A 24,631-nucleotide genomic window follows, 5' to 3' on the forward strand; every position below is an offset into this window, starting at 1 on the left:
CGCGGCGCGGGCCGGCGGCGCCCTCGCCCGCCAGGGCGAGGCGCTGGCCGCCGACGGCCGCAAGGTGAAGCAGGCCTCCTACACCCTCCAGAAGCAGGGCTGGTCGAAGCAGAAGGTCCCCAACGCGCCGGCCAGGCTCGCCCGCGTGAAGTCGATCTCCCAGGCCGGCTACCGGCCCGCGGCCGACGACCCGGCGCACCTCTACCGGGCGGTCGCTGACGCCGGCCGGCGCGGCGGCGAGCCCTCGCCCCTGGTCACCCGCGGCGTCGCGCTGGCGGCGCTCTCGCTGCTGGGCGAAGAGGGTCGCGGCAAGGGGCTGATGAGCGAGCCGAAGAGCGGGCTCTGCCTGCGGATCGCCAAGCTGAACCTCTACCAGTGCCTGGCCAGCGCCGGCCCGCATTATGAGGACGTCTACTGCCTGGCCACCCACGCCATGCTGGAACCGGCGAGCTGCGTCACCGACGCTGTCAAGCCGCCGAGGAGCGGCATCCAGAAGGCCAGCTACGGGCGCTGAGGCTAGGCGCCCAGCAGGTGCAGGACGACTTCGCGGCGGTGCGGGCGGGCGCGGTGCTCGAAAAGGTAGAGGCCCTGCCAGGTCCCGAGCGCCAGGCGCCCGCCGACGAGAGGGATGGAGAGCTGCACCTGGGTGAGCGCCGTGCGCAGGTGGGCCGGCATGTCGTCCGGCCCCTCGTCCTGGTGTCGGTAGGCGGCGCTCTCGGGGGCCAGGCGGGCGAAGTAGTCCTCGAGGTCGCGCCGGACGTCGGGGTCGGCGTTCTCCTGGATCAGCAGGCTCGCCGACGTGTGCCGGCAGAACAGCGTCAGCAGCCCCGTCGTCATGCGCTGGTCCGCCGCCCAGGCCTGGGCCTCGTGGGTGAACTCGTGCAGGCCCTGCCCGCGCGTCTGGATCGACAGCGTGTGGGCCGCCTGGCGCATCAGATCAGGTCCCGCAGCCAGGCGACCAGCGGCGCGTCGGCCGGCGGCATCGGATAGTCGGCGAGCTTCACCGGCTTCACCCAGGACATGGCCTTGTGCTCCCGGTTTTCGGGCCGGCCCTCCCAACGGCGGACGAGATAAAGCGGCATCAGCAGGTGGAAGGTCTCGTACTCGTGGCTGGCGAACACGAACGGCGCGAGGCACGCGTGGCTGACGCGGATACCCAGCTCCTCGTCCAGTTCACGGATCAGGCAGGCCTCGGGCGTCTCGCCAGGCTCTACCTTCCCGCCAGGAAATTCCCAGAGGCCGGCGAGTTGCTTGCCCTCGGGCCGCTGGCAGATCAGCACCCGGCCGTCGGCGTCGATCAGGGCGGCGGCGGCCACGAGGAGCATGGGCTTGGCGGTCATGGGCGCGGCTTCGCCCGCCTGCGCTCAAATTGCAACGCCCCGGGAACAATCGCCGAACGCGAGGTTGACTTGGCCGCAGCCTTACCCCATCTGGCCTTCACGCCCTTAAATAAGGCGTGTGTCCGCGCTCCAGCCGCGTGGGGCCTCGAAGGAGGCTCAGCCTGTCGAGCGCAACGGACTTCTCATAGATCGCCCATCACGCGGGGCGCTTCCCCAAAGACCCGCGTCCCGCGCCCTCGGCAGAGTCCGACGGGGCGCGCTCGGCGCATACGTGAAAGCTGAAGCTTGACCCAATTCACCGACCTTGGCCTGGCCAAGCCCCTCCTCAAGGCGCTGGCCGACGAAGGCTACACCACGCCCACGCCGATCCAGGCGCAGGCGATCCCCGGCGTGATGGCCGGCCGCGACCTGCTGGGCATCGCCCAAACGGGCACCGGCAAGACCGCCGCCTTCGCCCTGCCGATCCTCCACCGCCTGGCCGAGACCCGGAAGCCCGCGCCGCAGAAGAGCGCCCGCGTCCTCGTCCTCTCCCCCACCCGCGAGCTCGCGACCCAGATCGGCGAGAGCTTCAAGGCCTACGGCCGCCACATGGGCCTGTCGGTCGCGGTGGTGTTCGGCGGCGTGAAGTACGGCGCGCAGATGAAGGCCCTGGCGCCCGGCGTGGACGTGCTCGTGGCTACCCCCGGCCGCCTGATCGACCACATCCAGGAGAAGACGATCAGCCTGCACGGCGTGGAGACCTTCGTGCTCGACGAGGCCGACCAGATGCTGGACATGGGCTTCATCGTGCCGATCCGCCGGGTCGTGAAATTCCTGCCCAAGCAACGCCAGAACCTGTTCTTCTCGGCCACCATGCCGAGCGAGATCGAGAAGCTGACCACCGAGATCCTCAATCCGAACCCGCTGAAGGTGTCGGTGACGCCCGAGTCCACCACGGTGGAGCGGATCAACCAGAAGGTCCTGTTCGTCGAGCAGCAGCGCAAGCGCGCCCTGCTGGCCGAGCTGTTCGACGACCAAAGCTTCAAGCGCGTCATCGTCTTCACCCGCACCAAGCGCGGCGCCGACCGCGTGGCCAAGAGCCTGGAGCAGGTGGGCGTCGAGGCCGCCGCCATCCATGGCGACAAGAGCCAGGGCCAGCGCGAGCGCGCTCTGGCGGCCTTCAAGAAGGGCGACGTGCGCGCCCTCGTGGCCACCGACATCGCCGCGCGCGGCATCGACATCGACGCGGTGAGCCACGTGGTGCAGTTCGAGCTGCCGAACGTCCCGGAGGCCTACGTGCACCGGATCGGCCGGACGGCGCGGGCCGGGGCCGACGGCTCGGCGGTGGCGTTCTGCGCCGACGACGAGCGGCCGCTGCTGAAGGACATCGAGAAGGTGACCCGCCAGCGGATCCCCTCCTGGGACCGCCGCAACGACAAGCAGCTCGGCGCCGCCACGGCGGTGATGCCCGAGGTCGGCAAGCCGGACCGCGAGGACACCCGAGGCCAGCCGAAGGCGCAGCCGCACCGCGGCCAGCACCAGAAGAAGCCGAACCGCAACCACTCGGGCCCGAAGCCCGGTCACCGGCACGAGGGCGCCCCCGCGCGCTCGGGCGGCGGCGGCGGCGAGCGCCCCGCCCAAGCCAAGCCGGCCGGCGGCGGCTTCAAGGGTCCCCGCCGCGGTCGTGGCGGCGGCGGCGGCCGGCGCGAAGGCGTCTGGTCGAACCACTAAGCGACGGAACGTCGTGACCGGGCCTGTCCCGGCCACGCGTGATCGCAGAATCCCGGAAGGGCGCGGCGGCGACGCCGCGCCCTTTTTTCTAGCGGGAAGGTCGCGCCGTCACGGTCGTGAGCCACGCGGCGTAGTCCGCGTCGACCGCGGTCACTGGCGCGGCGAGGATCTCCGGAAGATCGTAGCTGTGCAGCTCGCGGATGCGGGCGCGGACGCGCTCCCACAGGTCCGCGCTGGTCTTGATGAGCAGCAGCTCCTCGTCGTCGCGGCGGACCTCGCCCTGCCAGATATAGCGGCTGCGGATCGCGCTGATCTGCACGCAGGCCGCCAGGCCTTCGGCCAGCAGCGCCGAGGCTATGGCGTCGGCCTCGGTCTTGGAGGCGGTGGTGGTCTGGACGACGATCGCCTCGACCACCGCATCAGCTCCGGTAGTCGCCGTTGATCTCGACGTAGCGCTTCGTGAGATCGCAGGTCCAGATCGAGGCGCTGGCGCGGCCCATGCCCACGTCCACCGTCACTTCGAGATCCTGGCGCTTCATGTAGGCGCTCATCTTCTCCTCGTCGTACGAGGGCGCGATCAGGCCGTCCTGGGCGGCCCAGTAGGGGCCGAACTTTACGCTGATGGAGTCGCGGTCGATGGGCTCGTCGGCCTTGCCGACCGCCATGACGATCCGTCCCCAGTTCGCGTCCTCGCCGGCGAAGGCGGTCTTCACCAGTGGGCTGTCGCAGATGGTCCGGGCGATCTTGCGCGCGCTGGCGGCCGTCTCGGCGCCGGTCACCGTCACCTTGATGAATTTGGTCGCCCCCTCCCCGTCGCGCACCAACTGGTGGGCGAGGTCCATCAGCACCCCCTCCAGCTTGTCACGGAAGTCGGCCAGGCGCCGGTCGCCGGCGCGGCTGATCTTCGGCGCGCCGGAGGCGCCGGTGGCGAACAGCAGCAGGGTGTCGTTGGTGGACGTGTCCCCGTCCACCGTCACCGCGTTGAAGGTGTTGCGGGTGTAGAGGTTCACCAGGTTCTGCAGCGCCGTGGGCGTGATGGCGGCATCGGTCACCACGAACGCCAGCATGGTGGCCATGTCGGGCGCGATCATGCCCGAGCCCTTGCAGATGCCACCGATCCGCACCGTCACGCCATCGATCTTCGCCTCGGCGTAGGCTCCCTTCGGAAAGGTGTCGGTGGTCATGATGGCGCGCGCGGCGCCGGCCCAGCCGTCCGGCGTCAGCCGCTGCTCCACGTCGGGCAGCCGGTGGGTGATCTTGGCGTCATCCAGCAGCACGCCGATGACGCCCGTGGAGGCCACCATCACGTCGCGCTGGCGGCAGTCAAAGCGCTTGCCCACGGCCGACGCGACCCGGCGCACGGCGTCGGCGCCCGGGCGGCCGGTGAAGGCGTTGGCGCAGCCGGCGTTGACCACCAGCGCCCGCACGCCATCGCCCTTGGTGGCCTCGAGATGCCGCTTGCACCAGTCCACGGGCGCGGAGCCGACCGCGCTGCGGGTGAACACCCCGGCGCAGCTCGCCCCCTCGGGGAAGTGGAAGACCAGCAGGTCCTCGCGGTCGTACTTGTAGAAGCCGGCCCGGCCGGTGGCCATCTCGACCCCGCCGATCGGCGGCATGTGCGGGAACGGCACGGCCAGCGGGGAAACCGGCATGGCCGCCTTGCCGGGCGCGGCCGGCGCGGGCTGCGGGGGAGCCGGGGCGGCGAACTGCGAGGCCTGCTTGTCGGCCCGGCGGAGCGCCGCACGCTTCAGGGCGCTGGCCAGCGGGTCGAACGCGCGGTCCAGGGTCTGGGCCATCACCTCCACCGGCTTGGCGGAGGGCTTGCGGGTGGCGGCGGTCTTCGCGGGCTTCTTGCTCAAGGCGTGGCCCCCTTCTGGACTGGCGTTTGCGGTTGGGCAGGGGCGGGCGCGGCCTTGGGCGCGTCGGCGGGGGGAGCCGGCCGGCCACCTTCGGCCTTGGCCAGCATCTCGACCTTGGCGCGCCCGCGGAGCTTCTCCAGCAGGTCGCGGATCTGGTCGTAGGTGAGGAAGCGGACGATCTGCGGCCGCGCGGCCTCCAGCGTGATCGGCTGCTCCAGCCGGCGGTCCTCGACCTTCAGGACCGCGAAGCCGCTCTCGGTCTGGAACGGGCCGACCACCTGACCGACCTTGGCGTCCCGAAGCGCCGCGTCGTAGGCCGGCGGCATCACGTCGGTGGTGAAGTAGCCGAGGTCGCCGCCATTGAACCGGCTGGCCGCATCGGTGGAGCGCTCCATGGCCAGGGCCTCGAACGAGGCGCCCGAACCCAGCAGCTTGCGGACCTGCTCGGCCTCGGCCTGGCTGGCCACCAGGATCTGGCGGGCGCGGATCTCCTCCGAACGCTTCGCGAGCTTCAGTTGCTCCTGGTAGAGGCCGCGGATGGCGTTCTCGTTCACGGCGTCCGAGACCACCGTCTCCACCAGCATGTCGCCGAGGATGCGGTCCCGGGCGGCGGCGAGGCGCCGCTGGGCCACCGGGTCCTTGTCCAGCTTGCGCTCCAGCGCCTCGGCGGCGAGCAGCTTCTGATCGATCACCTCCTCCAGCACCTGCTGGAAGAGCGGCGAGGACACGTCGAGGGGCTCGCCCTCGCCGATCTTGCCCTGGGCGATGGCCTCGCGCTTCACGTCCGAGGCCCACACGGTCCGGCCGTCCACGCGCGCGACGGCCTGGTCGCCGCGCTCGGGGGGCTGCTCGCCGCCGCCGCTCCGGCCGCAGGCGCCGAGCGCCAGCACGGCCGCGAGGCCGGCGATCAGGAGCGGACGGAAGGGCTTCGCAGCCGCCATACGATAAGGTCCCTCGTTGCGATGGGAGCGCGACCAGCGCGGCCCGTCCCTAGCCAATCAACCCGCCAAGTGCAAAGGTTGCGCCGACTTGGGCGGGGGCCTTCTGCGCCACCCGCTGCCTAGGCATTTTCCGGGAGGATGATTGAGAATGCGCGAAGCCGTCGTCGTTTCCTATGCCCGCACGGGTCTGGCGAAGTCCGGCCGGGGTGGGTTCAACATGACGCCCACCGTCTCCATGGCCGCCCACGCGATCAAGCACGCGGTGGAGAAGGCGGGCGTCGACAAGGCGTCGGTGGAGGACGTGTTCCTCGGCAACGTGGCGCACGGCGGCGGCAACCTGGGCCGCCAGGCTTCGCTGCTGGCCGGCCTGCCGATCACCACTTCGGGTGTGACGGTGAACCGCTTCTGCTCGTCGGGCCTGCAGACCATCGCCATGGCCGCCAACTACGTCCGTGAGGAAGGCGCCGACGTGGTCGTCGCCGGCGGCGTGGAGTCGATCTCCATGCCCAATCCCGGCATGGGCGGGATGGAGAACTTCGATCCGAAGCTCACAGAGATGTACCCGGCCATCTTCATGCCGATGATCGACACTGCCGACATCGTGGCCGAGCGCTACAAGGTCAGCCGCGAGGCGCAGGACGAGTACTCGCTGGAGAGCCAGCGCCGCATGGCGGCGGCCCAGCAGGCGAACAAGTTCGCTGACGAGATCGTCCCGATGAAAACCAAGATGAAGACGGTCAACAAGGAGACGAAGGAGGAGTCCGTCGTCGACTACGTGGTGAACCGCGACGAGTGCAACCGTCCGGACACCACGCTGGAGGGCCTGCAGAAGCTCGAGCCGGTCCGCGGCGCGGGCAAGTACATCACGGCCGGCAACGCCTCCCAGCTCTCCGACGGCGCGGCCGCCGTGGTGATCATGGAGCGCAAGGCCGCCGAGAAGGCGGGCCTCTCGCCGATGGGCGTGTTCAAGGGCTGGGCCGTCGCCGGCTGCGAGCCCGACGAGATGGGCATCGGCCCGGTGTTCGCGATCCCGCGCCTGCTGGAACGCCATGGCCTGAAGATCGACGACATCGACCTGTGGGAGCTGAACGAGGCGTTCGCCTCGCAGTGCCTCTACTCGCGCGACAAGCTCGGCATCGATCCTGAGAAGTACAACGTCAACGGCGGCTCCATCGCCATCGGCCACCCGTTCGGCATGACCGGCGCCCGCCTCGCCGGCCACGTCCTGCAGGAAGGAAAGCGCCGCGGCGCGAAGAACGTCGTGGTCTCCATGTGCATCGGCGGTGGCATGGGCGCGGCCGGCCTGTTCGAGGTCTGGTGAGCCGAGGCCTGGCTTCCTGAGGTCCGCTCGCCCCGGCGCAGGCCGGGCCGGGCGGCCTCGCCAGCCGGCGAAGCTCCACAGGGATGCCGGCCGATCCCTCCCCGTCCGGGGGAGGGAAATCGGCCACAGCGACGCTATGTCCGTCGGGCCGTTCCGTTGACACTGGCAGGGGCGCTGCTTAAGTCTCGCGCGCCCTGAAAAGAGCGATTTTTTCCCGGCAGGCGAAGGCCTTGGGCCGCGCCTACCCTCCCAGACCGGACGCCTCCCCTTGAGCATCTTCCAACGGTTCTTCGGCTCTTCCAACGACCGCAAGGTCAAGGCCATGCAGGCCCGGGTCGGACGGATCAACGCCCTGGAGCCCACCATCCAGGCCCTCTCCGACGACCAGCTCCGCGCCAGGACCCAGGAGTTCAAGGACCGGATCGCCAACGGCGCGAGCCTCGACGACCTGATGGAAGAGGCCTTCGCGGTGGTCCGCGAGGCCGCCCGCCGCACGCTCGGCCAGCGCCACTACGACGTGCAGCTCGTCGGCGGCATGGTCCTGCACCAGGGCGGAATCGCCGAGATGCGGACCGGCGAAGGCAAGACCCTGGTCGCGACCGCGCCTGTCTACCTGAACGCGCTGGCCGGCAAGGGCGTCCACGTCATCACCGTCAACGACTACCTGGCCCAGCGCGACGCCGAGTGGATGGGCCAGGTCTACCGCTTCCTCGGCCTGTCGGTGGGCACGATCGTCCACGGCCTGTCCCAGGGCCAGCGCCAGGCGGCCTACAACAGCGACATCACCTACGGCACGAACAACGAGTTCGGCTTCGACTATCTGCGCGACAACCTGGTGTACGACCGCGCCGAGATGGTCCAGCGGGGCCACAACTTCGCGATCGTGGACGAGGTGGACTCGATCCTGATCGACGAGGCCCGCACGCCCCTGATCATCTCCGGGCCGACCGAGGATCGCTCCGAGTTCTACAAGATCATCGACGGGCTGATTAAGCAGCTCATCCAGGACCCGACGACCTTCGACCACGACGAGAAGCAGCGCCAGGTCATCCTCACCGAGGAAGGCGCCGAGAAGATCGAGGAGATCCTCCAGGCCGGCGGCCACCTGGCCGAGGATTCCACCGGCCTGTACGACGCCGCCAACGTTTCGGTGGTGCACCACGTAAACCAGGCGCTGCGCGCCAACGTCCTCTACACCCGCGACAAGGACTACATCGTCCGCGCCGGCGAGGTGATCCTGATCGACGAGTTCACCGGCCGGATGATGCACGGCCGCCGCCTGTCGGAAGGCCTGCACCAGGCCATCGAGGCCAAGGAAGGCGCCGTAATCCAGCCCGAGAACCAGACCCTGGCCTCGGTCACCATCCAGAACTACTTCCGCCTGTATTCCAAGCTTTCGGGCATGACCGGCACGGCCGCCACCGAGGCCCAGGAGTTCCTGGACATCTACAAGATGGACGTGGCGGAGATCCCGACCAACCGCGCCGTGGCGCGGATCGACGACGACGACGAGGTCTACCGGACCGAGACGGAGAAGAACCAGGCGATCCTGAAGCAGATCGCCCACTGCCATGCCCACGGCCAGCCGATCCTGGTGGGCACCGTCTCCATCGAGAAATCCGAGCATCTGTCCGAGCTGCTCAAGACCTACGAGTGGGAAGTTCCGGTCAAGAAGCTGAAGCGCGAGCACTGGAGCCTCGCCGCGCGCGCCCGCGACCGCGACCCGGTCGCCGCCCAGGCCGCGAAGCAGGAGCTGCTGGCGCTCGGCGACGGCGCGTTCGAGGAGACCACCGCCCGCGGCAAGGGCATCCCGCACAGCGTGCTGAACGCCCGCTACCACGAGCAGGAAGCCGGGATCGTCGCCGACGCCGGCGTGCCGGGCGCGGTGACCATCGCCACCAACATGGCCGGCCGCGGCACCGACATCCAGCTCGGCGGCAACGTCGACATGCGGCTCGCCAAGTGGCGCGAGGAGCAGCGTGCGGCGGGCCTCGAGCCCACGCCTGAGGCCGCCAAGGCCAAGCACGCCGAGATCGAGGCCGAGATCAAGGACCTCAAGGAAGAGTCCCTGGCCGCCGGCGGCCTCTACGTGCTCGGCACCGAGCGGCACGAGAGCCGCCGGATCGACAACCAGCTCCGCGGCCGGACCGGCCGCCAGGGCGACCCGGGCCGATCGAAGTTCTTCCTGTCCTGCGAGGACGACCTGCTGCGCATCTTCGCCGGCGACCGGCTGGACGCGATCATGCGGACCTTCGGCGTGCAGGAAGGCGAGGCGATCACCCACAAGTGGCTGAACAGCGCCATCGCCACCGCCCAGAAGCGCGTCGAGCAGCGGAACTACGAGATCCGCAAGAACCTGCTGAAGTACGATGACGTCGTGAACGACCAGCGCAAGGCCGTGTTCGAGCAGCGCCAGGAGTTCATGGAGACCGAGGACCTGTCGGAAATCATCCGGGAGTTCCGCCTCGACACCATCCAAGACTTCGTCGAACGCCACCTGCCGCCCAAGGCCTACGCCGAGCAGTGGGACATTGAGGGTCTCGACCAGCACCTGCGCCAGTTCCTCGGCCTGGAGCTGCCCATCCGCGAGTGGGCGGCCGAGGAAGGCATCGCCAACGAGGAGATCGAGGAGCGCATCGTCCAGGCGGCTGACGCCCGCGCCGCCGAGCGCGAATCCCTGGTCGGCTCACACATGCGCAGCGTCGAGAAGAGCTTCCTGCTGCAGCAGGTCGACATGCAGTGGCGCGAGCACCTGATGCACCTCGACCACCTGCGCAACGTCATCGGCCTGCGTGGCTACGGCCAGCGCGATCCGCTGAACGAGTACAAGACCGAGGCCTTCTCGCTGTTCGAGAAGCTGCTGGTGGACCTGCGCCAGAACGTGACCCGCTGGCTCATGACGGTGGAGTTCCAGTTCGAGGAGCCTGCGCCGCTACCCACCGGTCAGTTCACCGAGATCCACCTCGATCCGCTGACCGGCGAGAACGTGGCCCAGATGGGCGCGCTGCCCGACGGCATGCCCGCCGACCAGCGCGCCGCCCTGCCCGTCACCTCGCTGCCGCAGGGCTGGGAGGACACCGGCCGGAACGCGCCCTGCCCCTGCGGCTCGGGCAAGAAGTTCAAGCACTGCCACGGGTCCCTGGTCTGACCGGGTTCCGCTGATGCAACCCGTTGAAGCTGGGCCCGTTTGAGCGGGGCAGCTTCAGCGGGGGAACCTCCACAGTGACCACCTATCGCGCCTATCAGCTCGACGCGCGGCGCCGGATCCTGACCGCTTCCTGGGTGGAGGCGGCCAACGACAGCGAGGCCAAGGCCAAGGCGGCCGAGGATCTCTGCGAAGAGGACATCCCCAGCGTCGAACTCTGGCAGGCCACGCGGCTGGTGGACGAGATCACCTGCGAAGACGACGGCGAGGCCTAGGCCTAGCGGGCTACTCCGCGGCCATGGCCTCGAGGCCGACGGCGTCCGCCCGCCCCGGCACGGGCAGCACATTCCCCGCCGCCCGCGCCCGCTTCGCGCCGCGCGCGATCTCCTTCAGCAGGTCCCGGACGTAGATGGCGAAGTCCACCTGGATCGTGTGCCGCGCGGCCCTGTAGTAGGGGCCGAGGTGCAGGGCCTCGTCCTCGGCGATCACCCGCGCCATCTCCTCCGCCGGCGGCGGCCGGTAGCGGCCCACGAGGTAGGCGCCGGCGAGCTTGGCCTGCTGCTCGGCGAAGTTGACCAGGGTCGGCAGCGGCTGGGCCAGGCCCATGAAGAACAGGTTCGGCACGCCCGGCTGCATCATCCGCTTGAACAGTGGGAAGCGGTTCTCGGCGTCTGGCTGCAGGGCCGGGTCGGTGAAGAACGGGAAGCTGATGTTGTAGCCGGTGGCGTAGACGATGGCGTCCACCTCCTCGACGCTGCCGTCCTCGAAGCGGACCTTGCGGCCCATCAGCTCGGCGATGTTCGGCTTGAACTTCACGTCGCCGCAGCCGGCCCGGGTCAGGAACTCGCCGGAGACGGAGGGGTGCGCCTCCAGCGGCTCGTGGTCCGGCTTGGGCAGGCCGTAGTCCTCCATCCTGCCGATGGACGCCTTGATCTTCTTCCGGGCCAGCGCCAGGCCCAGCCTGCGAGGCATCCAGGCCGGCATGACGGCTTTGTCCGCCACCCGGCCGTCCATGTACTTGGGCAGCACCCAGACCCCGCGGCGGGCGGCCACCCAGAGGTTCCTGGCGACCGGCCGCTGGGAGAGCTCCGAAGCGATGTCCATGGCCGAGTTGCCCATGCCGACCACCACGATGTTCTTGCCCCGCATGTCCACGGGATCGAACGGGCTGCGATAGTCATGGGCGTGGAAGGCCGGCCCATCGAAGCGACCAGGATAGTCCGGGATCCGCGCGTCCCAATGGTGGCCGTTGCACACGAACAGCACGTCGTAGAGCCGCGTCTCGCCACTCGAGAGGGTGACCGACCACAGCCCGTCGGCGGCGCGCTCGGCCCGCTCGACCCTCGTGTTGAAGGTGATCCGCGGCCGCAGGCCGAAGTGGTCCACGTAGGCGCGGAAGTACTGCAGGAGCTGGGCGTGGTGCGGGAAGTCCGGCCAGTCGGCGGGGACCGGATAGTCCTCGAAAGCGAGGCGCCACTTCGAGGTGTCGATGTGCAGGCTCTCGTAACAGGCCGACAGCCCGTTGGGGTTCTTGAAGTACCAGTTGCCGCCGATGTCGTCGGACATGTCGAAGCAGTCGAACGGGACGCCGAGGTCCTGCAGCCGCTTGGCCGTGGTGAAGCCCGAGCAGCCTGCGCCGATGATGCAGGCCTTCGGCAGTCGATCCGCCATGATCTCCTCCCAGGAGCCTTTTGCAGCGAGGCTGCCCCTATTCCCTGGCGGCAGGCAAACCCTAGCGGCGCACGGAGATCTCGTAGGTGAGCCGAGCATGCCCGCCGGCCGGCACCCGCAGCGACCAGAACGCATCCCCGTTGCGCGTACCCGCGCGCTGCGAAGCCCGCCGAACCTTGAAGTCGTCGCCCAGCGGCGCCTGGCGGTGCTCCACCACGACGGACGCGGCGCGGGCGTTGGAGAAGGTGACCTCCAGCTCCGCATGGTCCAACCCGTCCGCTTCCCAGTCCCGCAGGACGCGCACCTGGGCCTGTACGTCGGCCGAGCGGCCGATCTCCAGGTCGAGCGGCAGGCCCACGGGCGTGTCCTTCACCCGGTCCTCGCCGGCCAGCACCGCCCCGCGATCGGACGGCGCCATCACCGCAACCACGCCCGACGGCAGCGGCTTGCCAAGCCCGCGCCGGACCTCGTTGCGCAGCCGCAGGACCACGCGGGTCGGGCCGGGATCCGCGTCGTCCAGGTCCGTGTCGTCGTCGACCCGGAAGGCGTAGACGCGCTCCACGGGTACGGCCTTCTGGTCCAGGAACAGCACCTGCTTGGTCTGCCGGGCCGCCACGGTGGTCGGCTCAGGCAGGGTGTAGAGCTTGTAGTCGCCGAGATCGCTCTGCCGGGCGATCCGGGAACCGGTCACCACGATCTCCTCCAGCCCGGTCAGGTCGGGCTCTGCCACGCGCCGCGCGACGGGGGGAACCGGCAGGGGCGGTATGGCCGGGAACCCCACTCCGCCCCAGCAGTGGGTGGCCACAGGCTCGGCGTCCGCCATCGTCGGAACCGTGGCCTCGTCGCGCGACAGTTCGCCGGCCACAACATCCGTGGGCGCCCGCACGAAGCTCGTGGCGGTGTTGTTGACGAGGGTCAGCCAGCCGGAGAGGTCCACGGTCCGCCCGTCCGGGCTCAGCCGCGCCACATAGTCGGCCGACCAGTTGAAGCCGGTGGCGAGATAGCTCAGGCGGACCGTGTAGAGCCCGGCCTTCGGCGTCTCGGCCAGGACCGAGAAGGTGGGCCGCTCAGTGAGCCCCTCCGGCGTCCTGTCGAAGACGATCCGCTCGGGCAGGCCGCTGCAGCGCAGCGCCTCGATCCCGCCGTCTGTCTCCAGCACCGGCCCGTCGGGCCCGGAACGCAGGACGGCGCGGCGGGTGGTGACCTCGCCGGTGGCGGGGTTGGTCCGCACAAGGCTCACCGTCTCGCCCACCGCAGCCTCCAGCAGCGCGCCGGGGCTCAGCAGGTCGTAGTCCTGATTGCGCTCGATCACCGCGCCGGGCAGCCCCTCCACCGCGGCCGTCTCGGCGACCATCGTCTCGGCCACGCCGCGGAAGCTGATCCGGCTGGGCCCCGCCGGCAGCTCGACCGTGCGGGTCTCGCTGACGAAGGCCAGACCCGACCAGGGGTCCAGCTCCACCTCGTAGGCCGGCGTGAAATAGTCTGGCTCGCCCTGGCGGTAGATGGTCACGGCCGCCCGGTCGGGCGCCTCGGACACCACCTGCGCCCCCGCCGGGGCGGCGAGCGCCACGGCCAGCGCGATGGCCGCCCGCCCCGGCATCAGCGCCCCGCGTCGACGTAGAAGCTGAGCTTCGTCTCGCCGTTCGCCGGGACCGGCACCTCCCAGGCCAGGTTGTAGGCGTCGACCCGGGTGCTGGGCAGGCTCTCCTCCAGCACCTTGCCGTCCCGCCACATCCCGCCCTGGCGGATCGTCACGGTCACCGGCTGCGGACGGGCGTTCCGCACCAGATACTCCATCCGGTATCGGTTGGTGTCGCGCCGGCTCCGCTCCTGGGCGAGGACGGTAGGCTGGACGGTGACGTCGAAAGCCTCGCCGATCTTCACCGACAGGTCCGAGCCCTGCGGGGTGTGGTCGATGCGGTTCTCGCCCACGAACTTCGGCTCGCCGGCCGCGTCCTTCACATAGACCCGCACGATGCCAGCGGGCAGTTGCGCGCCCAGGCCGCCGGCCGTGGAGTTGGCGAACTCCACGGCGACGTCCGCCGCCGCCGGCTCCTCCAGGCTTTGGAAGCCATAGGCGCGGTAGGCGTAACCCTTGCGCGCTCGGCCGCCCTTCACGTCCAGGAAGCTCACCTGCTTTGTCTGGTTCTGCGCCACGGTGGTGCGGGCGGGCAGCGGGTAGAGGTAGTAGTCGCCGACCGACTCCGGCCCGGCCGGGGTCTCGACGCCGGCCCGGCGGGTCGAAGCGCGCGGCTGGCGGTAGCGGGCGAAGTACTCTTGGTCGCTGCGGACCAGGTTGATGTCGCCGGCCACGAGTTGGACGTCCGCGTCGCGGTAGTCGACGCCCGAGCTGTTGGCCAGGGTCACCCAGCCCTGCAGGTCGAGCCGGCCCGCGGCCTCCTCGAACAGCGCCACATAGTCCGCCTTCCAGGAGAGCCCGTGGGTCAGGTAGGTGAGCGTCGCCGGACGGGGACCGCCGCGGGCGGAGTCCACCGTCACCGAGAGGGTCGGCCGGGCGCGGAGGTTCTCCGGGATCCGGTCGAAGATCACCCGCGTCGGGATGTCGTCCTCGCGCAGCACCTCGATCCGCTCGCCGATCTTCAGGACCACGCCCTGGTTCACGGACAGCACCGTGGCCGTTTCGGTGGTCTGCTGGCCGTTGCCCGGGTTGATGCGGACGATCTGCACCTGCTTGCCGACCGCCTTCTCCATCAGCTTGGCCGGGGTCAGCAGGTCGTAGTCGAAGTTCTGCTCGACGACGCCCACGCCGTTCGCCGCCAGCGAGACGGTCTCGGGGCGGATCTGGCCGGAGACATCCTTGAACTCGAGCCGCGAACGGCCGGCGGCGACCCCGATGCTCCGGGTGTCCTGCACCAGGGCGAGGTTGGAGTTGTAGATGGTCAGCGAAAGCCTGGGCGCGTCCTGCGCCACCGCCAGCGCCGGGACCATCGCCGCGCAGGCGGCCAGCGCCACATGAAACCTGGACAAGACCGCCGCCTCCCCTACCAGACGCACAGCCTGTCACGCGGGCCGCGGCTGGCGCAAGGCGCGGGCGTTTAGCGCCAGACGATCGGGAAGTCGCCGCTCGGTGGAGTGAACCAGCCGAACAGGCGCTTCAACGCCGCAGCCTCCTCGCCGGCGGCGGCGCCCGGACCCCCGGCGGCCATCGCCAGGAATTGCGCGCGCGGCAGGCTGACGGCGGCGTCGGCTCGCCCGCCGGCCGGATCGGCCTCCCAGGTCAGCACCTGGTTGCGGACCGTCACGCGGAACCGCTCCTTGCGCTCCGGGAAGGCGAGGTCGAGCACCAGCGCCTGGTCACCGACCTTGGCCGGGTCCAGCCGCACCGCCATCAGGTCCAGCAGCATGGGCGTCGGCGTGTTGCGGATGAGGTCCGGGGCGCCCTGCGCCGTGCGACCGGCGCGAACGCCCGAGCGCAGCTCCTGGGCGCCCGTCAGGTACATGTTGCGCCACAACGAGCTCTCCGCTCCGGCAGCCAGCCGCTCGTAGACCTGGCCCAGCAGGTCCCGGGCCGCCTGGTCCTTCGGGTCGGCCTGGACTGCGCGGTTGAGGAGCGTCGCGGCCCAGCGGTCGTCGCCCGCGGCGAAGGCTTTGCGGCCTTCCGCCACCACGCGGGCCGGGCCGCCCATCATGGCCACGTAGCGCCGGCTCTCGTCGGCCGGATCAAGCGGGGCGAGGTTCACCGGATTGGCGTCGTACCAGCCCATGTAGCGCTGATAGACCGCGCGCGAATTGAAGCTCAGCGTCCCGTAGTAGCCGCGGTTGTACCACTCGCGATCCAGCACCTCGGGCAGCGTCAGGCGGTTGGCGATCTCAGGGCCGGTCAGGCCCTCGTTCATCAGCCGCACCGTCTGGTCGTGCAGGAACTTGTAGGCGTCGCGGTGCTTGCCCACGAACTCCGTGATCTCGCCGCCGCCGAACCGGGGCCAGGCATGGCTGGTGATCATCACCTCGGCCTGGCCGCCGTAGAGGCGCAGGGACTCCGAAAGGTAGTCCGACCAGGCCTTCGCGTCGCGCACCAGGGCTCCGCGCGGCGTCAGCACGTTGTGCATCGTGGCGTTGGCGTTCTCGGCCAGGTCCAGCAGCTTCAGCTCCGGGAACCAGATGTTCATCTCGGCCGGCGCCTCGGCGCCTGGCGTGAGCTGGAACTGCATGCGCACGCCGTCGACCGTCAGCTCCTGGCCAGTGCGCGCCACCTCGACCGTCGGCGGGATCAGAGTCTGGGTCCCGGCGCTCAGCCCCTGGCCGATTCCGGCGCTCACCTGCCCCGTCGCCGACTTCGGCAGGGTGGTCCCGAACTGATAGACCGCCCGCCGGGCCATGGCCGCACCGGCGATGACATTCTCGCTGACCGCGTGCTCGAGGAAGCCCTCCGGCGCGATCACCTGCACCCGGCCGGTCTCCACGTCGGCCTGGGCGACCATGCCGCGCGCGCCGCCGAAGTGATCCACGTGGCTGTGGGTGTAGACCAGGGCCACGACCGGTCGCCGGCCGAGCTTCTCGTTGGCCAGGTCGAGCGCGGCCTGGGCGGCCTCGGCCGAGGTGAGGGGATCGATGACGATCCAGCCCGTCCTGCCGGCCACGAAGGTGGCGTTGGCGAGGTCGAAGCCGCGCACCTGCCAGACCCCGTCCGTCACCTTGAAGAGCCCATGCTTCGAGAGAAGCTGCGCCTGCCGCCACAGGCTGGGGTTCACCGTCGCCGGGGCCCGCCCCTTCAGGAAATCGTAGGCGGAGAGGTCCCAGACCAGCCGCCCCTGCGCGTCGAGGATCCTCGGATCGCTGCGCGTCCCGGCGAATCCCCGCTCCGCAAAGCCCAGGTCCCGGCGATCCGCGAAATCCGGGCCGGCGGCGGCCGGGCCGGCGGCGAGCCACGCCGCCAGCCCGGCTCCGATCATGACTGAGCGCATCGCCCTCCCCCTGCTTTGGAACAGGATGGCGACCCGGAGCGCGGCTGGCAATCGCCCCTAGAAGCTCACCCAGTTGCCGTGGAAGCCGAAGGGCACTCGCCGCGGCAGCTCGGCCGTGGCGATCGGTCCCTTCGCCACGTCCTGCCCCTCGAAGACCAGCAGGTCCGAGCGGTTTTCGGCCGCGCGCCAGACGACCGCCGTGACCCAGCCGTCGCCTTCCGGCGCCTCCGCCGAACGCGGCGTGAACACCGGCTCCGAGGTGAGGTCGCCGCCCGTGAGCTCGTAGACCTGCCGCCGGCCGGTGGCGAGGTCCAGGTGGGCGATGGCGTTCTGCCGCACGGTCTTCGAGCCGGTGGTGTCGGCGGCGTACCAGCCGTGGCGGTGCGCGCGGGTCTCCACGCGCGGATCGACCCGCGGGAACTCGCCGTCGAGGTCGTCCAGCGGCTCCTCCTTGATGGCGTCGCTCGCGCCGGTCAGATCGAAGGTCCAGCGCACCATCCGCGCGGCCGACTTCGCGCCGGGCGATCCGTCCGCGTTGGGGAAGAGCGGCGCCACGTCGTAGCGCATCACGTCGGCGTAGAGCTTGCCGTCCGCCTCCCAGGCGTTCAGCGGGTGGAAGACGTAACAGGCCTCGGTATTGAACCAGCGGATCTGCGAGACGTCGCCGTCCCGGCGCATGACGCCCACGTAGCTGCCCTTCTCCGGCTCCCAGGCGAAAGCCGGCTTTCCGCTCATGGCCCGCTCGAGGCTGGCCGTCAGCGGAAGGATCGGGAACAGGACGTGGTTCTCGGTGACCATGAAGTCGTGGACCATGCAGGCGAACGGCGCCTGGAAGTCATCCCTCCGGACCACCCGTCCGTCCGCGCCCGTCACGCCGTAGCTCATCCCCGCCGACAGGGGCATGTCGCCGACGCCGTAGGCAAACCAGACCATCTCGCCGGTGACGGGATCGATCTTTGGGTGCGCCGTGACCCGGCCGCGGTAGTCGCGCACGTAGCCCTGGCTCTCCAGGGTGTCGCGGGTCATCTCGAATGGATGGTGGCCCTCCTCCAGCGCCATCAGCCGGCCGGCGTGCCAGACGATGTTGGTGTTGGCCACGCCGCCCTCGTTGCCGAAGGCGATGGGGTCGGTGGTCATCGGGTTGCCGAAGCTCCCGAACAGCGAGCGGCCGTGCTCGTTCTCCAGCAGCCACTTCGGGGTACGGGCGTAGCGGTTGCGGTAACGAACCTTCCCGTCGGACACATAGAAGCCGTGGACCATCCCGTCGCCGCCGAACCAGTGGTGGTTCGGGTCCCGGGGCTCGAACTGCGGATTGGGCCCGATGCGGAACAGCGCGCCGCGCAGCTCCCGCGGGATCTCCCCCTTCACCAGGAGGTCGAAGTCGTCCTCGCTTCGAACCGGAGCGAAATTGCCCGCCAGGTAGGGGTTGATGCGAACGTCACCATCCATCGCGCTTCCTCCCGCGCTTATGAAGCTTACGTTGTAAATTTATCTGGTAAGGGTTAGCCCTTGGCAAGCCTCTTTCGTATGCGTCCCGGGGAATCATGCCGCGCGTCCTGTCCGAAGCCGATGTGGCCGACTTCCGCGAACGCCTCTGCGAGGCCGCCGAACGGCTTTTCGCCGAGCGCGGGCCCGATGCGGTGACCATGCGCCAGCTCGCGGCGGAGCTTGGCGTATCGCCGATGACGCCGTACCGCTATTTCAAAGACAAGGAAGATATCCTCGCGGCCATCCGGGCGAACGGCTTCAACCGTTTCGCCGAGGCGCTGGAGGAGGCGCGCGACAAGGCCAGGGGCGCCCGGGCCCGCGGCGCGGCTGTCGGCCAGGCCTATGTCGACTTCGCCTTCGAGCATCCGCACACCTACAAGCTGATGTTCGACCTCAACCAGCCGCACGAGGCCGATTACCCGGAGCTGGTGCAGGCGGGCCGCCGCGCCAACGCCACCATGACCGCCTGGGTCCAGGACCAGATCGACGAGGGCGTGATGGAAGGCGACCCGGAGCAGATCGGCCTCATGTTCTGGTCGGCGATCCACGGCGTGGTGGTGCTGGAGCTGGCCGGCAAGCTGCCGCGCGGCGCCGCCAGCCAGTTGCACCATCAGCTCGCCCACACCCTGGGCAAGGGCCTGCGCCCCGAGGCTTGACCTTCCCCGCGTCAGCCGCGCCAAGCTCGCCGGCGAAGTGGGAGGGACAGATGGCCGAGCCGAAGCCGTTCGAGGCGCGCTGGGACGAGGCCCGGGTGCAGGACGTCCTGCAGCGGGTGCGCGACTATCCCTGGCCACCGGCGCCGGAGGCGCCGGACGGCTGGGCCTACGGCTGCGACGCCGGTTACCTGAGGGACCTCTGCGCCCACTGGACCGACCGGTACGATTGGCGCGCCGCACTCGCCGACCTGAACCGCTTCCCGCAGTTCACGGCCAAGGTCGAGGATTTCGACCTCCACTTCCTGCACGTGATCGGCGAGGCCGGGGGTCGGCGCCCGCTGATCGTCACCCACGGCTGGCCGGGATCGCACTACGAGTTCTGGCAGGCCATCGAGCCGCTGGCTTTTCCGTCGCGCTTCGGCGGCCGCGCCGAAGACGCCTTCGACCTCGTGATCCCTTCCCTGCCCGGCTTCGGCTTCTCGTCCAAGCCGAAGCGCCCGGTCGGCCAGCGGACCACGGCGCGCCTCTTCAACACCCTGATGACCGAGGTGCTCGGCTATGGGAGCTACCTCGCCCAGGGCGGCGACTGGGGCGCCATGGTCACCTCCTGGCTCGGCCGCGAACACGGCGCCCACGCCCGGGCCATCCACCTGAACATGCTGGGCTTCCGCCCGCACGGCGGTCCCCAGACGCCGGACGAGGTGGCTTGGGCCCAGAAGCAGGGCGCGATGATGGACGTGATGGGCGCCTACTTCCGCCTGCAGGTGTCTAAGCCTCAGTCGATCGCCTGGATGGGGGCCGGCAACCCGGTGGGCCAGGCCGCCTGGATCGCGGAACGCTTCCACGACTGGTCGGATCTGCGAGCCAGGTCGATGGACGACGCCTATCCGAAGGACCGGCTGCTCACCAACGTCATGCTCTACGTGATGACGGACAGTTTCGCGACCGGCGCCTGGTACTATCGCGGCCTGGTGGAGGAAGGCGGCGTCGCCTTCCAGCCCGGCGAGCGCTGCGAGACGCCCACCGCCTTCGCCAACTTCCCTGGCGAGCCGCTCTATTCCGCCCCGCCCCGCAGCTTCGCCGAGCGCGCCTACAACATCGTCCGCTGGACCGACATGCCGCGCGGCGGCCACTTCGCCGCCATGGAGGAGTCTGGGCTCTTCGTCGATGAAGTCAGGGCTTGGGCCCGCGAGCTCTGACCCTTAAAGGGGCGCCCATGAGCGCCCGCTATGACTTCGCCTCCGACAACACAGCCCCCGCGGCGCCCGAGGCCATGGACGCCCTGGTGGCGGCCAACACCGGCTTCACCTCGGGCTACGGGACGGATCCGGTAAGCGCGCGCGCCGCGGAGCTCGTGCGGGAGCTGCTGGACGCCGACGCCGAGGTGCGGTTCGTCGCGTCCGGCACTGCCGCCAATGCGGTGTGCGTGGCGGCGCTCTGCCGGCCGTTTGAGGCCATGCTGGCCCACCACCACGCCCACATCTGCACCGACGAAACCGGCGCCCCCGGCCTGTTCGGGCACGGGGTGGGCCTCACCGGCCTGCCCGGCGGGTCGGGAAAGATCGATCCGGCGGCGCTGGCCGCGGCCCTGGAACAGCCCGACGTCTCGTACAGGCAACCGGCGGCGGCGTTGTCGCTCACCAACGCCACGGAGTACGGGACCGTCTACACGGCCGAGGCGATCGCCGCCCTGACCGAGCCGGTGAAGGCCCGCGGCTACGGCGTGCACCTCGACGGGGCCCGGCTTGCCAACGCCGCGGCGGCGGGCTTCGACCTCAAGCGGATCAAGGACCTGGGGGTCGACCTGCTGGTGATCGGCGGGACCAAGGCCGGGATGCCGCCCACGGAAGCCATCGTGATCTTCGACCGGGCGCTGGCCCGCCGCTTCGACGCCCGGCTGAAGCAGTCCGGCCAGCTCCCGTCCAAGGGCCGCTTCTACGCCGCGCCCTTCATCGGGATGCTGGGCTCCGGCGCCTTCCTGCGCCACGCCGCCCACGCCAACGCCATGGCCCGCCGGCTTGCGCAGGGCATGCCCTTCCCGGTGCGCCACCCCGTGGAGGCGAACGCCGTGTTCGTGGAGATGGACGACGAGCGCCTGACGGCCCTCCAGGCCGCCGGGTGGTTCGCATACCGCTTCCTCGACGGAACGGTGCGGTTCATGTGCTCCTGGGCCACGACGCCTGAGGCGGTGGACCAACTCGGCGAATCCTTGCGCCAGATCGCCTGAAAGATCCCCGCTGCGCCGGTTCGACCCGGCCTCACGGGTGAGAAATGCCCGCACCTCCAGCGATGTGTGGCGAATTGGGCGCACCCGCGGCCAAATGTGAAACATCGGTAACCGACCACGTAACATTGTGGCGGCTTTTCGTTGCCCGCCTGTCGCGTGCGTGACAGCTTGCCCGCTCGCCGTTTGTGGGCGGCTGGGGGACGTCGGGCGCGGTGGCGCTGCGTGGTCCGCCGCGCCCGACGGCCAAGCTGCGTCGGAGTGCCTCCGGCGCGCAGAAAACGTCCCATCCGGCCCGGGGGCCCCAAGAATGAAAGTTGTGATGAGAAACAAGCTTCGAACCGCGCTGCTCGGCACTTCGGCCGCGGCCAGCCTGATGACCCTGCCGACCTTCGTCCACGCCCAGGAAGACGTGGGCGTCGAGGAGATCGTGGTCACCGGCTCGCGCATCCGCCGCGACACCTTCTCCACGCCGCAGCCGCTGTCGGTGGTCACCTCCGAGGCGATCCGCGCTTCGGGTAACGTCGCCATCGGCGACGTGCTGCTGGAACAGCCGAACATCAACCCGGCGACCAACCAGCAGAACTCGTCGGGCACCCTGTTCCTGGCCGGCCAGACCCGCGCGGATATCCGCGGCATCGGCCCGACCCGCACCCTGGTGCTGATGGACGGCCGCCGCCTGCCGTTCTCCGACGCCTCCTCGCCGGGCGTCGACCTGAACACCATCCCCTCGCTGATGGTGGAACGGATTGAAACCATCGCCGGCGGCGCCTCGGCCGTGTACGGCTCGGAAGCGATCTCGGGCGTCGTCAACTTCATCATGAAGAAGGAGCAGGACGGGCTCGAAGTCGACATCCAGGGCGGCATCAGCCAGGAAGGCGACGGCGAGGAGTTCCGGCTCGGCTTCAACTGGGGCGGCAAGTACCTCGACGACCGTCTGAACGTCCTGATCGGCGGCGAATACGCCAGCCAGGACATCATCATGCAAAAGGACCGGGACGAGCTGTTCCCGGGCGTGCGCCGCGACACGCGGGTGACCCCGCAGCCGATCATCACGGCCTCGCGCGCGAACACCTCGCCGTATGCGACCTTCCAACTGCTGGGCGGCGCGCTCGGCACGGCCCGCGCCGTGACCCTCGACGTGCGTGACCCGACCCAGGTGGTCCGTCTGTCGGCCGCCTGCTCGACCCCGACCGTCCAGCCGGACTGCCAGGACGAGGCGCTGTTCTACTCGACGATCTACAACACGCTGCAGGCCAAATCGAACCGCACCATCCTGCGCACCTACGTCGACTACGCCCTGACCGACAGCATCAAGGCGTTCGCGGACGTGAGCTACGTGAAGGGCTCGGGCTACGGCATCTTCCAGCCGGCATTCTCGACGGCGGCGGGCGGCGGCACCATGCCGGTCGTCCTGCGCGGCGACAACGCGTTCCTGGCGGCCAACAACCCGACCGCCGCCGCCCTGCGCGCCGAATGGCTCGCGGCCGGCAAGACCTTCACCCAGACCTCGACCGCCCAGGTCGGCAAGTTCTGGCAGGAGTTCGGCGGCCGGAACGTCAAGACCGAGCGCGAGCAGATCAAGCTGCTGGCCGGCTTCGAAGGCGACTTCGAGGTGCTGGGCCGCGGCGTGAGCTGGGACGTGTACGGCCAGTACTCCGAACTGGACGGCTCGACGATCTCCTACGGCCAGCCGAACATCTCCCGCGTGCAGCAGGCCACCGATGCGGTTCTGGTCAACGGCCAGATCGTCTGCCGTGACGTCAACGCCCGGGCCGCCGGCTGCGTGCCGTGGAACCTGATCAACGGCGCGTCGCGCGAAGCGGTCCTGTGGGCCAACGGCGTGTCGAACACCGACCAGCGCATCGAGCAGTCGATCGCCGGCGCCAACATCAGCTTCGACGTGATCGAGCTGCCCGCCGGCCCGATCGGCTTCGCCGCCGGTCTGGAAGCCCGCGAAGAGAAGAGCTCGTTCGAGCAGGATCCGCTCGGTGCGAGCGGCGCCCTCTACATCAACCCGATCGGCACCCGTGAGGGGTCGTTCGACGTGGTGGAAGGCTTCGCCGAAGTCCGCATCCCGCTGCTCCGGGACATGTTCCTGGCCGACGAACTCAGCGTCGAACTGGCCGGCCGCCGGTCCAACTACTCGACCATCGGGCTGGGCAACCAGTGGCGCGCGGTCGTGAACTGGTCCCCGATCAAGGACATCCGCTTCCGCGCCTCGGAAGCCACCGCGATCCGGGCTCCGAACATCGTCGAGCTGTACTCGCCGCAGAGCGTGAACTTCACGACGACGGCGGTGGACCCCTGCGATCGTTCCGCCTTCGCCGGCGCGACGGCCGCTCAGCAGGCCGCCCGCCGCATCACCTGCGCCGCGGCGATCCCGAACTACAACCCGGCCACCTTCGAGTCGAACTTCGGCCCGGGCCGTCCGTCGCTGCAACTCCTGCAAGGCGGCAACCCGGAACTGAACGAGGAACGCGCGCACACCTACCAGTACGGCGTGGTCATCCAGCCGCGCTGGGTGCCGAACCTCCAGATCTCGGTGGACTACTTCAAGTACAACATCCGCGGTCAGGTCGGCACGATCCCGATCAACACGCTGTTCCAGGCGCTCTGCTACGACAGCAGCGTGGCCTATGCCTCCAACCCCTACTGCGCGCAGATCAGCCGTGACCCGACGGGCACCGGCATCAGCGGCCGGGTTGGCGGCGTGAACCAGGTGACGCTGATCAACCAGAACGTCGCCACGGTGAAGGTCGAAGGCTACGACTACTCGATCGCCTACGGCCTGCGCACCTCGGAGATGTTCGACCGCGACTACGGCGACATCTCGCTGCGCCTCGACGCCACGTGGATGTACCAGTTCGCGCTGCAGGGTCTGCCGGGCCAGTCCTACACCCAGCTCGCGAACACCATCAACAACGCGACGCCGGAGTGGAAGGGCAACTTCTCGGCCCGCTGGTCGTACAACGACGTGTCGCTGACCTGGAGCACGATCTACTTCGGCTCGATGATCGCCAACAACGCCTTCCAGCCCAACCAGCTGGAGCGTTACAAGACCGGCGATTACTTCCGGCACGACGTGCGCGGCTCCTACCGCGTCAACGACGACGTGACGGTCCGTGCGGGTGTCATCAACCTGTTCGACAAGTACCCGCCGCAGATCCCCGACAACTCGATCTCGACGGGCACCGGCACGGGCGCGTCGCAGTACGACAACCGGGGTCGGTTCTTCTTCGTCGGCGCGAACATGACGTTCTAAGCCGAGGCGCCGCCCGGGCTTCGGTCCGGGCGGCGCTCGATCGAGACGACAAACGTAAGAGCCGCCGGGGCGACCCGGCGGCTCGC

Annotated in this window: 18 protein-coding genes and 1 pseudogene; 9 read left to right on the forward strand and 10 right to left on the reverse strand. The window is 69.7% G+C overall.

The genetic code is table 11. The features are described 5' to 3' along the window. Positions 1-514, forward strand: a pseudogene (locus tag ACE3Q8_RS20280) (hypothetical protein); the annotation flags it as partial. A 2-nt stretch (positions 515-516) separates the two neighbouring features. Here the strand turns inward: ACE3Q8_RS20280 and ACE3Q8_RS20285 are convergent. Beyond that, on the reverse strand, positions 517-933 hold the full coding sequence (locus tag ACE3Q8_RS20285) for a secondary thiamine-phosphate synthase enzyme YjbQ (RefSeq protein WP_374472329.1): 417 nt from the start codon (positions 931-933) through the stop codon (positions 517-519). Further along, positions 933-1,340 (reverse strand): 8-oxo-dGTP diphosphatase MutT, encoded by a 408-nt coding sequence (mutT, locus tag ACE3Q8_RS20290; RefSeq protein WP_374472331.1) that lies wholly within the window; start codon positions 1,338-1,340, stop codon positions 933-935. Before mutT ends, ACE3Q8_RS20285 begins: the two co-directional genes overlap by 1 nt. 285 nt (positions 1,341-1,625) lie before the next feature. Between mutT and ACE3Q8_RS20295 the strand changes: the two genes are divergently transcribed. Then, positions 1,626-3,050, forward strand: a complete 1,425-nt coding sequence (locus ACE3Q8_RS20295) for a DEAD/DEAH box helicase (RefSeq protein WP_374472333.1) — start codon at positions 1,626-1,628, stop codon at positions 3,048-3,050. Positions 3,051-3,138: 88 nt separating this feature from the next. Here the strand turns inward: ACE3Q8_RS20295 and cutA are convergent, their stop codons facing one another. The 3 genes from cutA to ACE3Q8_RS20310 are packed head-to-tail and all read right to left on the reverse strand — an operon-like array spanning position 3,139 to position 5,850. Continuing rightward, positions 3,139-3,465: a divalent-cation tolerance protein CutA gene (gene cutA, locus ACE3Q8_RS20300; protein WP_374472335.1), complete on the reverse strand. Its 327-nt coding sequence runs from the start codon at positions 3,463-3,465 to the stop codon at positions 3,139-3,141. Between the two features lie 4 nt (positions 3,466-3,469). Continuing rightward, on the reverse strand, positions 3,470-4,909 hold the full coding sequence (gene argJ, locus ACE3Q8_RS20305; RefSeq protein ID WP_374472336.1) for a bifunctional glutamate N-acetyltransferase/amino-acid acetyltransferase ArgJ: 1,440 nt from the start codon (positions 4,907-4,909) through the stop codon (positions 3,470-3,472). Next, positions 4,906-5,850: a peptidylprolyl isomerase gene (locus tag ACE3Q8_RS20310; RefSeq protein WP_374472338.1), complete on the reverse strand. Its 945-nt coding sequence runs from the start codon at positions 5,848-5,850 to the stop codon at positions 4,906-4,908. Before ACE3Q8_RS20310 ends, argJ begins: the two co-directional genes overlap by 4 nt. A 148-nt stretch (positions 5,851-5,998) precedes the next feature. Between ACE3Q8_RS20310 and ACE3Q8_RS20315 the strand changes: the two genes are divergently transcribed. The 3 genes from ACE3Q8_RS20315 (at position 5,999) to ACE3Q8_RS20325 (ending at position 10,591) form a co-directional block, all read left to right on the forward strand. Continuing rightward, positions 5,999-7,171 carry an acetyl-CoA C-acyltransferase gene (locus ACE3Q8_RS20315; protein ID WP_374472340.1) on the forward strand — a complete coding sequence of 391 codons (1,173 nt, stop codon included), beginning with the start codon at positions 5,999-6,001 and terminating at the stop codon, positions 7,169-7,171. 322 nt (positions 7,172-7,493) lie between these two features. Then, positions 7,494-10,319, forward strand: a complete 2,826-nt coding sequence (gene secA / locus ACE3Q8_RS20320; protein ID WP_374472410.1) for a preprotein translocase subunit SecA — start codon at positions 7,494-7,496, stop codon at positions 10,317-10,319. A 74-nt stretch (positions 10,320-10,393) separates the two neighbouring features. Then, on the forward strand, positions 10,394-10,591 hold the full coding sequence (locus ACE3Q8_RS20325) for a hypothetical protein (protein WP_374472341.1): 198 nt from the start codon (positions 10,394-10,396) through the stop codon (positions 10,589-10,591). A 10-nt stretch (positions 10,592-10,601) separates the two neighbouring features. Here the strand turns inward: ACE3Q8_RS20325 and ACE3Q8_RS20330 are convergent, their stop codons facing one another. The 5 genes from ACE3Q8_RS20330 to ACE3Q8_RS20350 form a co-directional block, all read right to left on the reverse strand. Beyond that, positions 10,602-11,987, reverse strand: coding sequence for a flavin-containing monooxygenase (locus ACE3Q8_RS20330; protein ID WP_374472343.1), 1,386 nt, complete (start codon positions 11,985-11,987; stop codon positions 10,602-10,604). Positions 11,988-12,048: 61 nt separating this feature from the next. After that, positions 12,049-13,587, reverse strand: a complete 1,539-nt coding sequence (locus ACE3Q8_RS20335; RefSeq protein WP_374472345.1) for a DUF4139 domain-containing protein — start codon at positions 13,585-13,587, stop codon at positions 12,049-12,051. Next, the gene (locus ACE3Q8_RS20340) at positions 13,587-14,975 is read right to left on the reverse strand and encodes a DUF4139 domain-containing protein (RefSeq protein WP_374472346.1); all 1,389 of its coding nucleotides are present in this window, start codon (positions 14,973-14,975) and stop codon (positions 13,587-13,589) included. Before ACE3Q8_RS20340 ends, ACE3Q8_RS20335 begins: the two co-directional genes overlap by 1 nt. Positions 14,976-15,043: 68 nt before the next feature. Then, positions 15,044-16,912 (reverse strand): alkyl/aryl-sulfatase, encoded by a 1,869-nt coding sequence (locus ACE3Q8_RS20345; protein ID WP_374472348.1) that lies wholly within the window; start codon positions 16,910-16,912, stop codon positions 15,044-15,046. Between the two features lie 57 nt (positions 16,913-16,969). Further along, positions 16,970-18,361 carry a carotenoid oxygenase family protein gene (locus ACE3Q8_RS20350; RefSeq protein WP_374472349.1) on the reverse strand — a complete coding sequence of 464 codons (1,392 nt, stop codon included), beginning with the start codon at positions 18,359-18,361 and terminating at the stop codon, positions 16,970-16,972. Positions 18,362-18,456: 95 nt separating this feature from the next. Between ACE3Q8_RS20350 and ACE3Q8_RS20355 the strand changes: the two genes are divergently transcribed. From ACE3Q8_RS20355 to ACE3Q8_RS20370, 4 genes are all read left to right on the forward strand, one after another. Then, a complete protein-coding gene (locus tag ACE3Q8_RS20355; RefSeq protein WP_374472351.1) occupies positions 18,457-19,056 on the forward strand; it encodes a TetR/AcrR family transcriptional regulator in 600 nt (199 codons plus the stop codon). Positions 19,057-19,106: 50 nt separating this feature from the next. Continuing rightward, the gene (locus ACE3Q8_RS20360) at positions 19,107-20,255 is read left to right on the forward strand and encodes an epoxide hydrolase family protein (RefSeq protein ID WP_374472353.1); all 1,149 of its coding nucleotides are present in this window, start codon (positions 19,107-19,109) and stop codon (positions 20,253-20,255) included. A gap of 17 nt (positions 20,256-20,272) precedes the next feature. Continuing rightward, entirely contained in the window at positions 20,273-21,283 is a 1,011-nt protein-coding gene (locus tag ACE3Q8_RS20365; RefSeq protein WP_374472354.1) for a low specificity L-threonine aldolase, read from the forward strand. A 319-nt stretch (positions 21,284-21,602) separates the two neighbouring features. Next, entirely contained in the window at positions 21,603-24,545 is a 2,943-nt protein-coding gene (locus tag ACE3Q8_RS20370; RefSeq protein ID WP_374472355.1) for a TonB-dependent receptor domain-containing protein, read from the forward strand. Positions 24,546-24,631 lie beyond the last annotated feature (86 nt).

Source organism: Phenylobacterium sp., from assembly GCF_041913825.1.
Classification (GTDB): domain Bacteria; phylum Pseudomonadota; class Alphaproteobacteria; order Caulobacterales; family Caulobacteraceae; genus Phenylobacterium.

Bases quoted from the DNA above. Each gene is read 5' to 3' on its own strand.
- ACE3Q8_RS20285 (WP_374472329.1), bottom strand. From the start codon at position 933: ATGCGCCAGGCGGCCCACACGCTGTCGATCCAGACGCGCGGGCAGGGC.
- mutT (WP_374472331.1), bottom strand. From the start codon at position 1,340: ATGACCGCCAAGCCCATGCTCCTCGTGGCCGCCGCCGCCCTGATCGAC.
- ACE3Q8_RS20310 (WP_374472338.1), bottom strand. From the start codon at position 5,850: ATGGCGGCTGCGAAGCCCTTCCGTCCGCTCCTGATCGCCGGCCTCGCG.
- ACE3Q8_RS20315 (WP_374472340.1), top strand. From the start codon at position 5,999: ATGCGCGAAGCCGTCGTCGTTTCCTATGCCCGCACGGGTCTGGCGAAG.
- secA (WP_374472410.1), top strand. From the start codon at position 7,494: ATGCAGGCCCGGGTCGGACGGATCAACGCCCTGGAGCCCACCATCCAG.
- ACE3Q8_RS20330 (WP_374472343.1), bottom strand. From the start codon at position 11,987: ATGGCGGATCGACTGCCGAAGGCCTGCATCATCGGCGCAGGCTGCTCG.
- ACE3Q8_RS20335 (WP_374472345.1), bottom strand. From the start codon at position 13,587: ATGCCGGGGCGGGCGGCCATCGCGCTGGCCGTGGCGCTCGCCGCCCCG.
- ACE3Q8_RS20345 (WP_374472348.1), bottom strand. From the start codon at position 16,912: ATGCGCTCAGTCATGATCGGAGCCGGGCTGGCGGCGTGGCTCGCCGCC.
- ACE3Q8_RS20350 (WP_374472349.1), bottom strand. From the start codon at position 18,361: ATGGATGGTGACGTTCGCATCAACCCCTACCTGGCGGGCAATTTCGCT.
- ACE3Q8_RS20355 (WP_374472351.1), top strand. From the start codon at position 18,457: ATGCCGCGCGTCCTGTCCGAAGCCGATGTGGCCGACTTCCGCGAACGC.
- ACE3Q8_RS20360 (WP_374472353.1), top strand. From the start codon at position 19,107: ATGGCCGAGCCGAAGCCGTTCGAGGCGCGCTGGGACGAGGCCCGGGTG.
- ACE3Q8_RS20365 (WP_374472354.1), top strand. From the start codon at position 20,273: ATGAGCGCCCGCTATGACTTCGCCTCCGACAACACAGCCCCCGCGGCG.
- ACE3Q8_RS20370 (WP_374472355.1), top strand. From the start codon at position 21,603: ATGAGAAACAAGCTTCGAACCGCGCTGCTCGGCACTTCGGCCGCGGCC.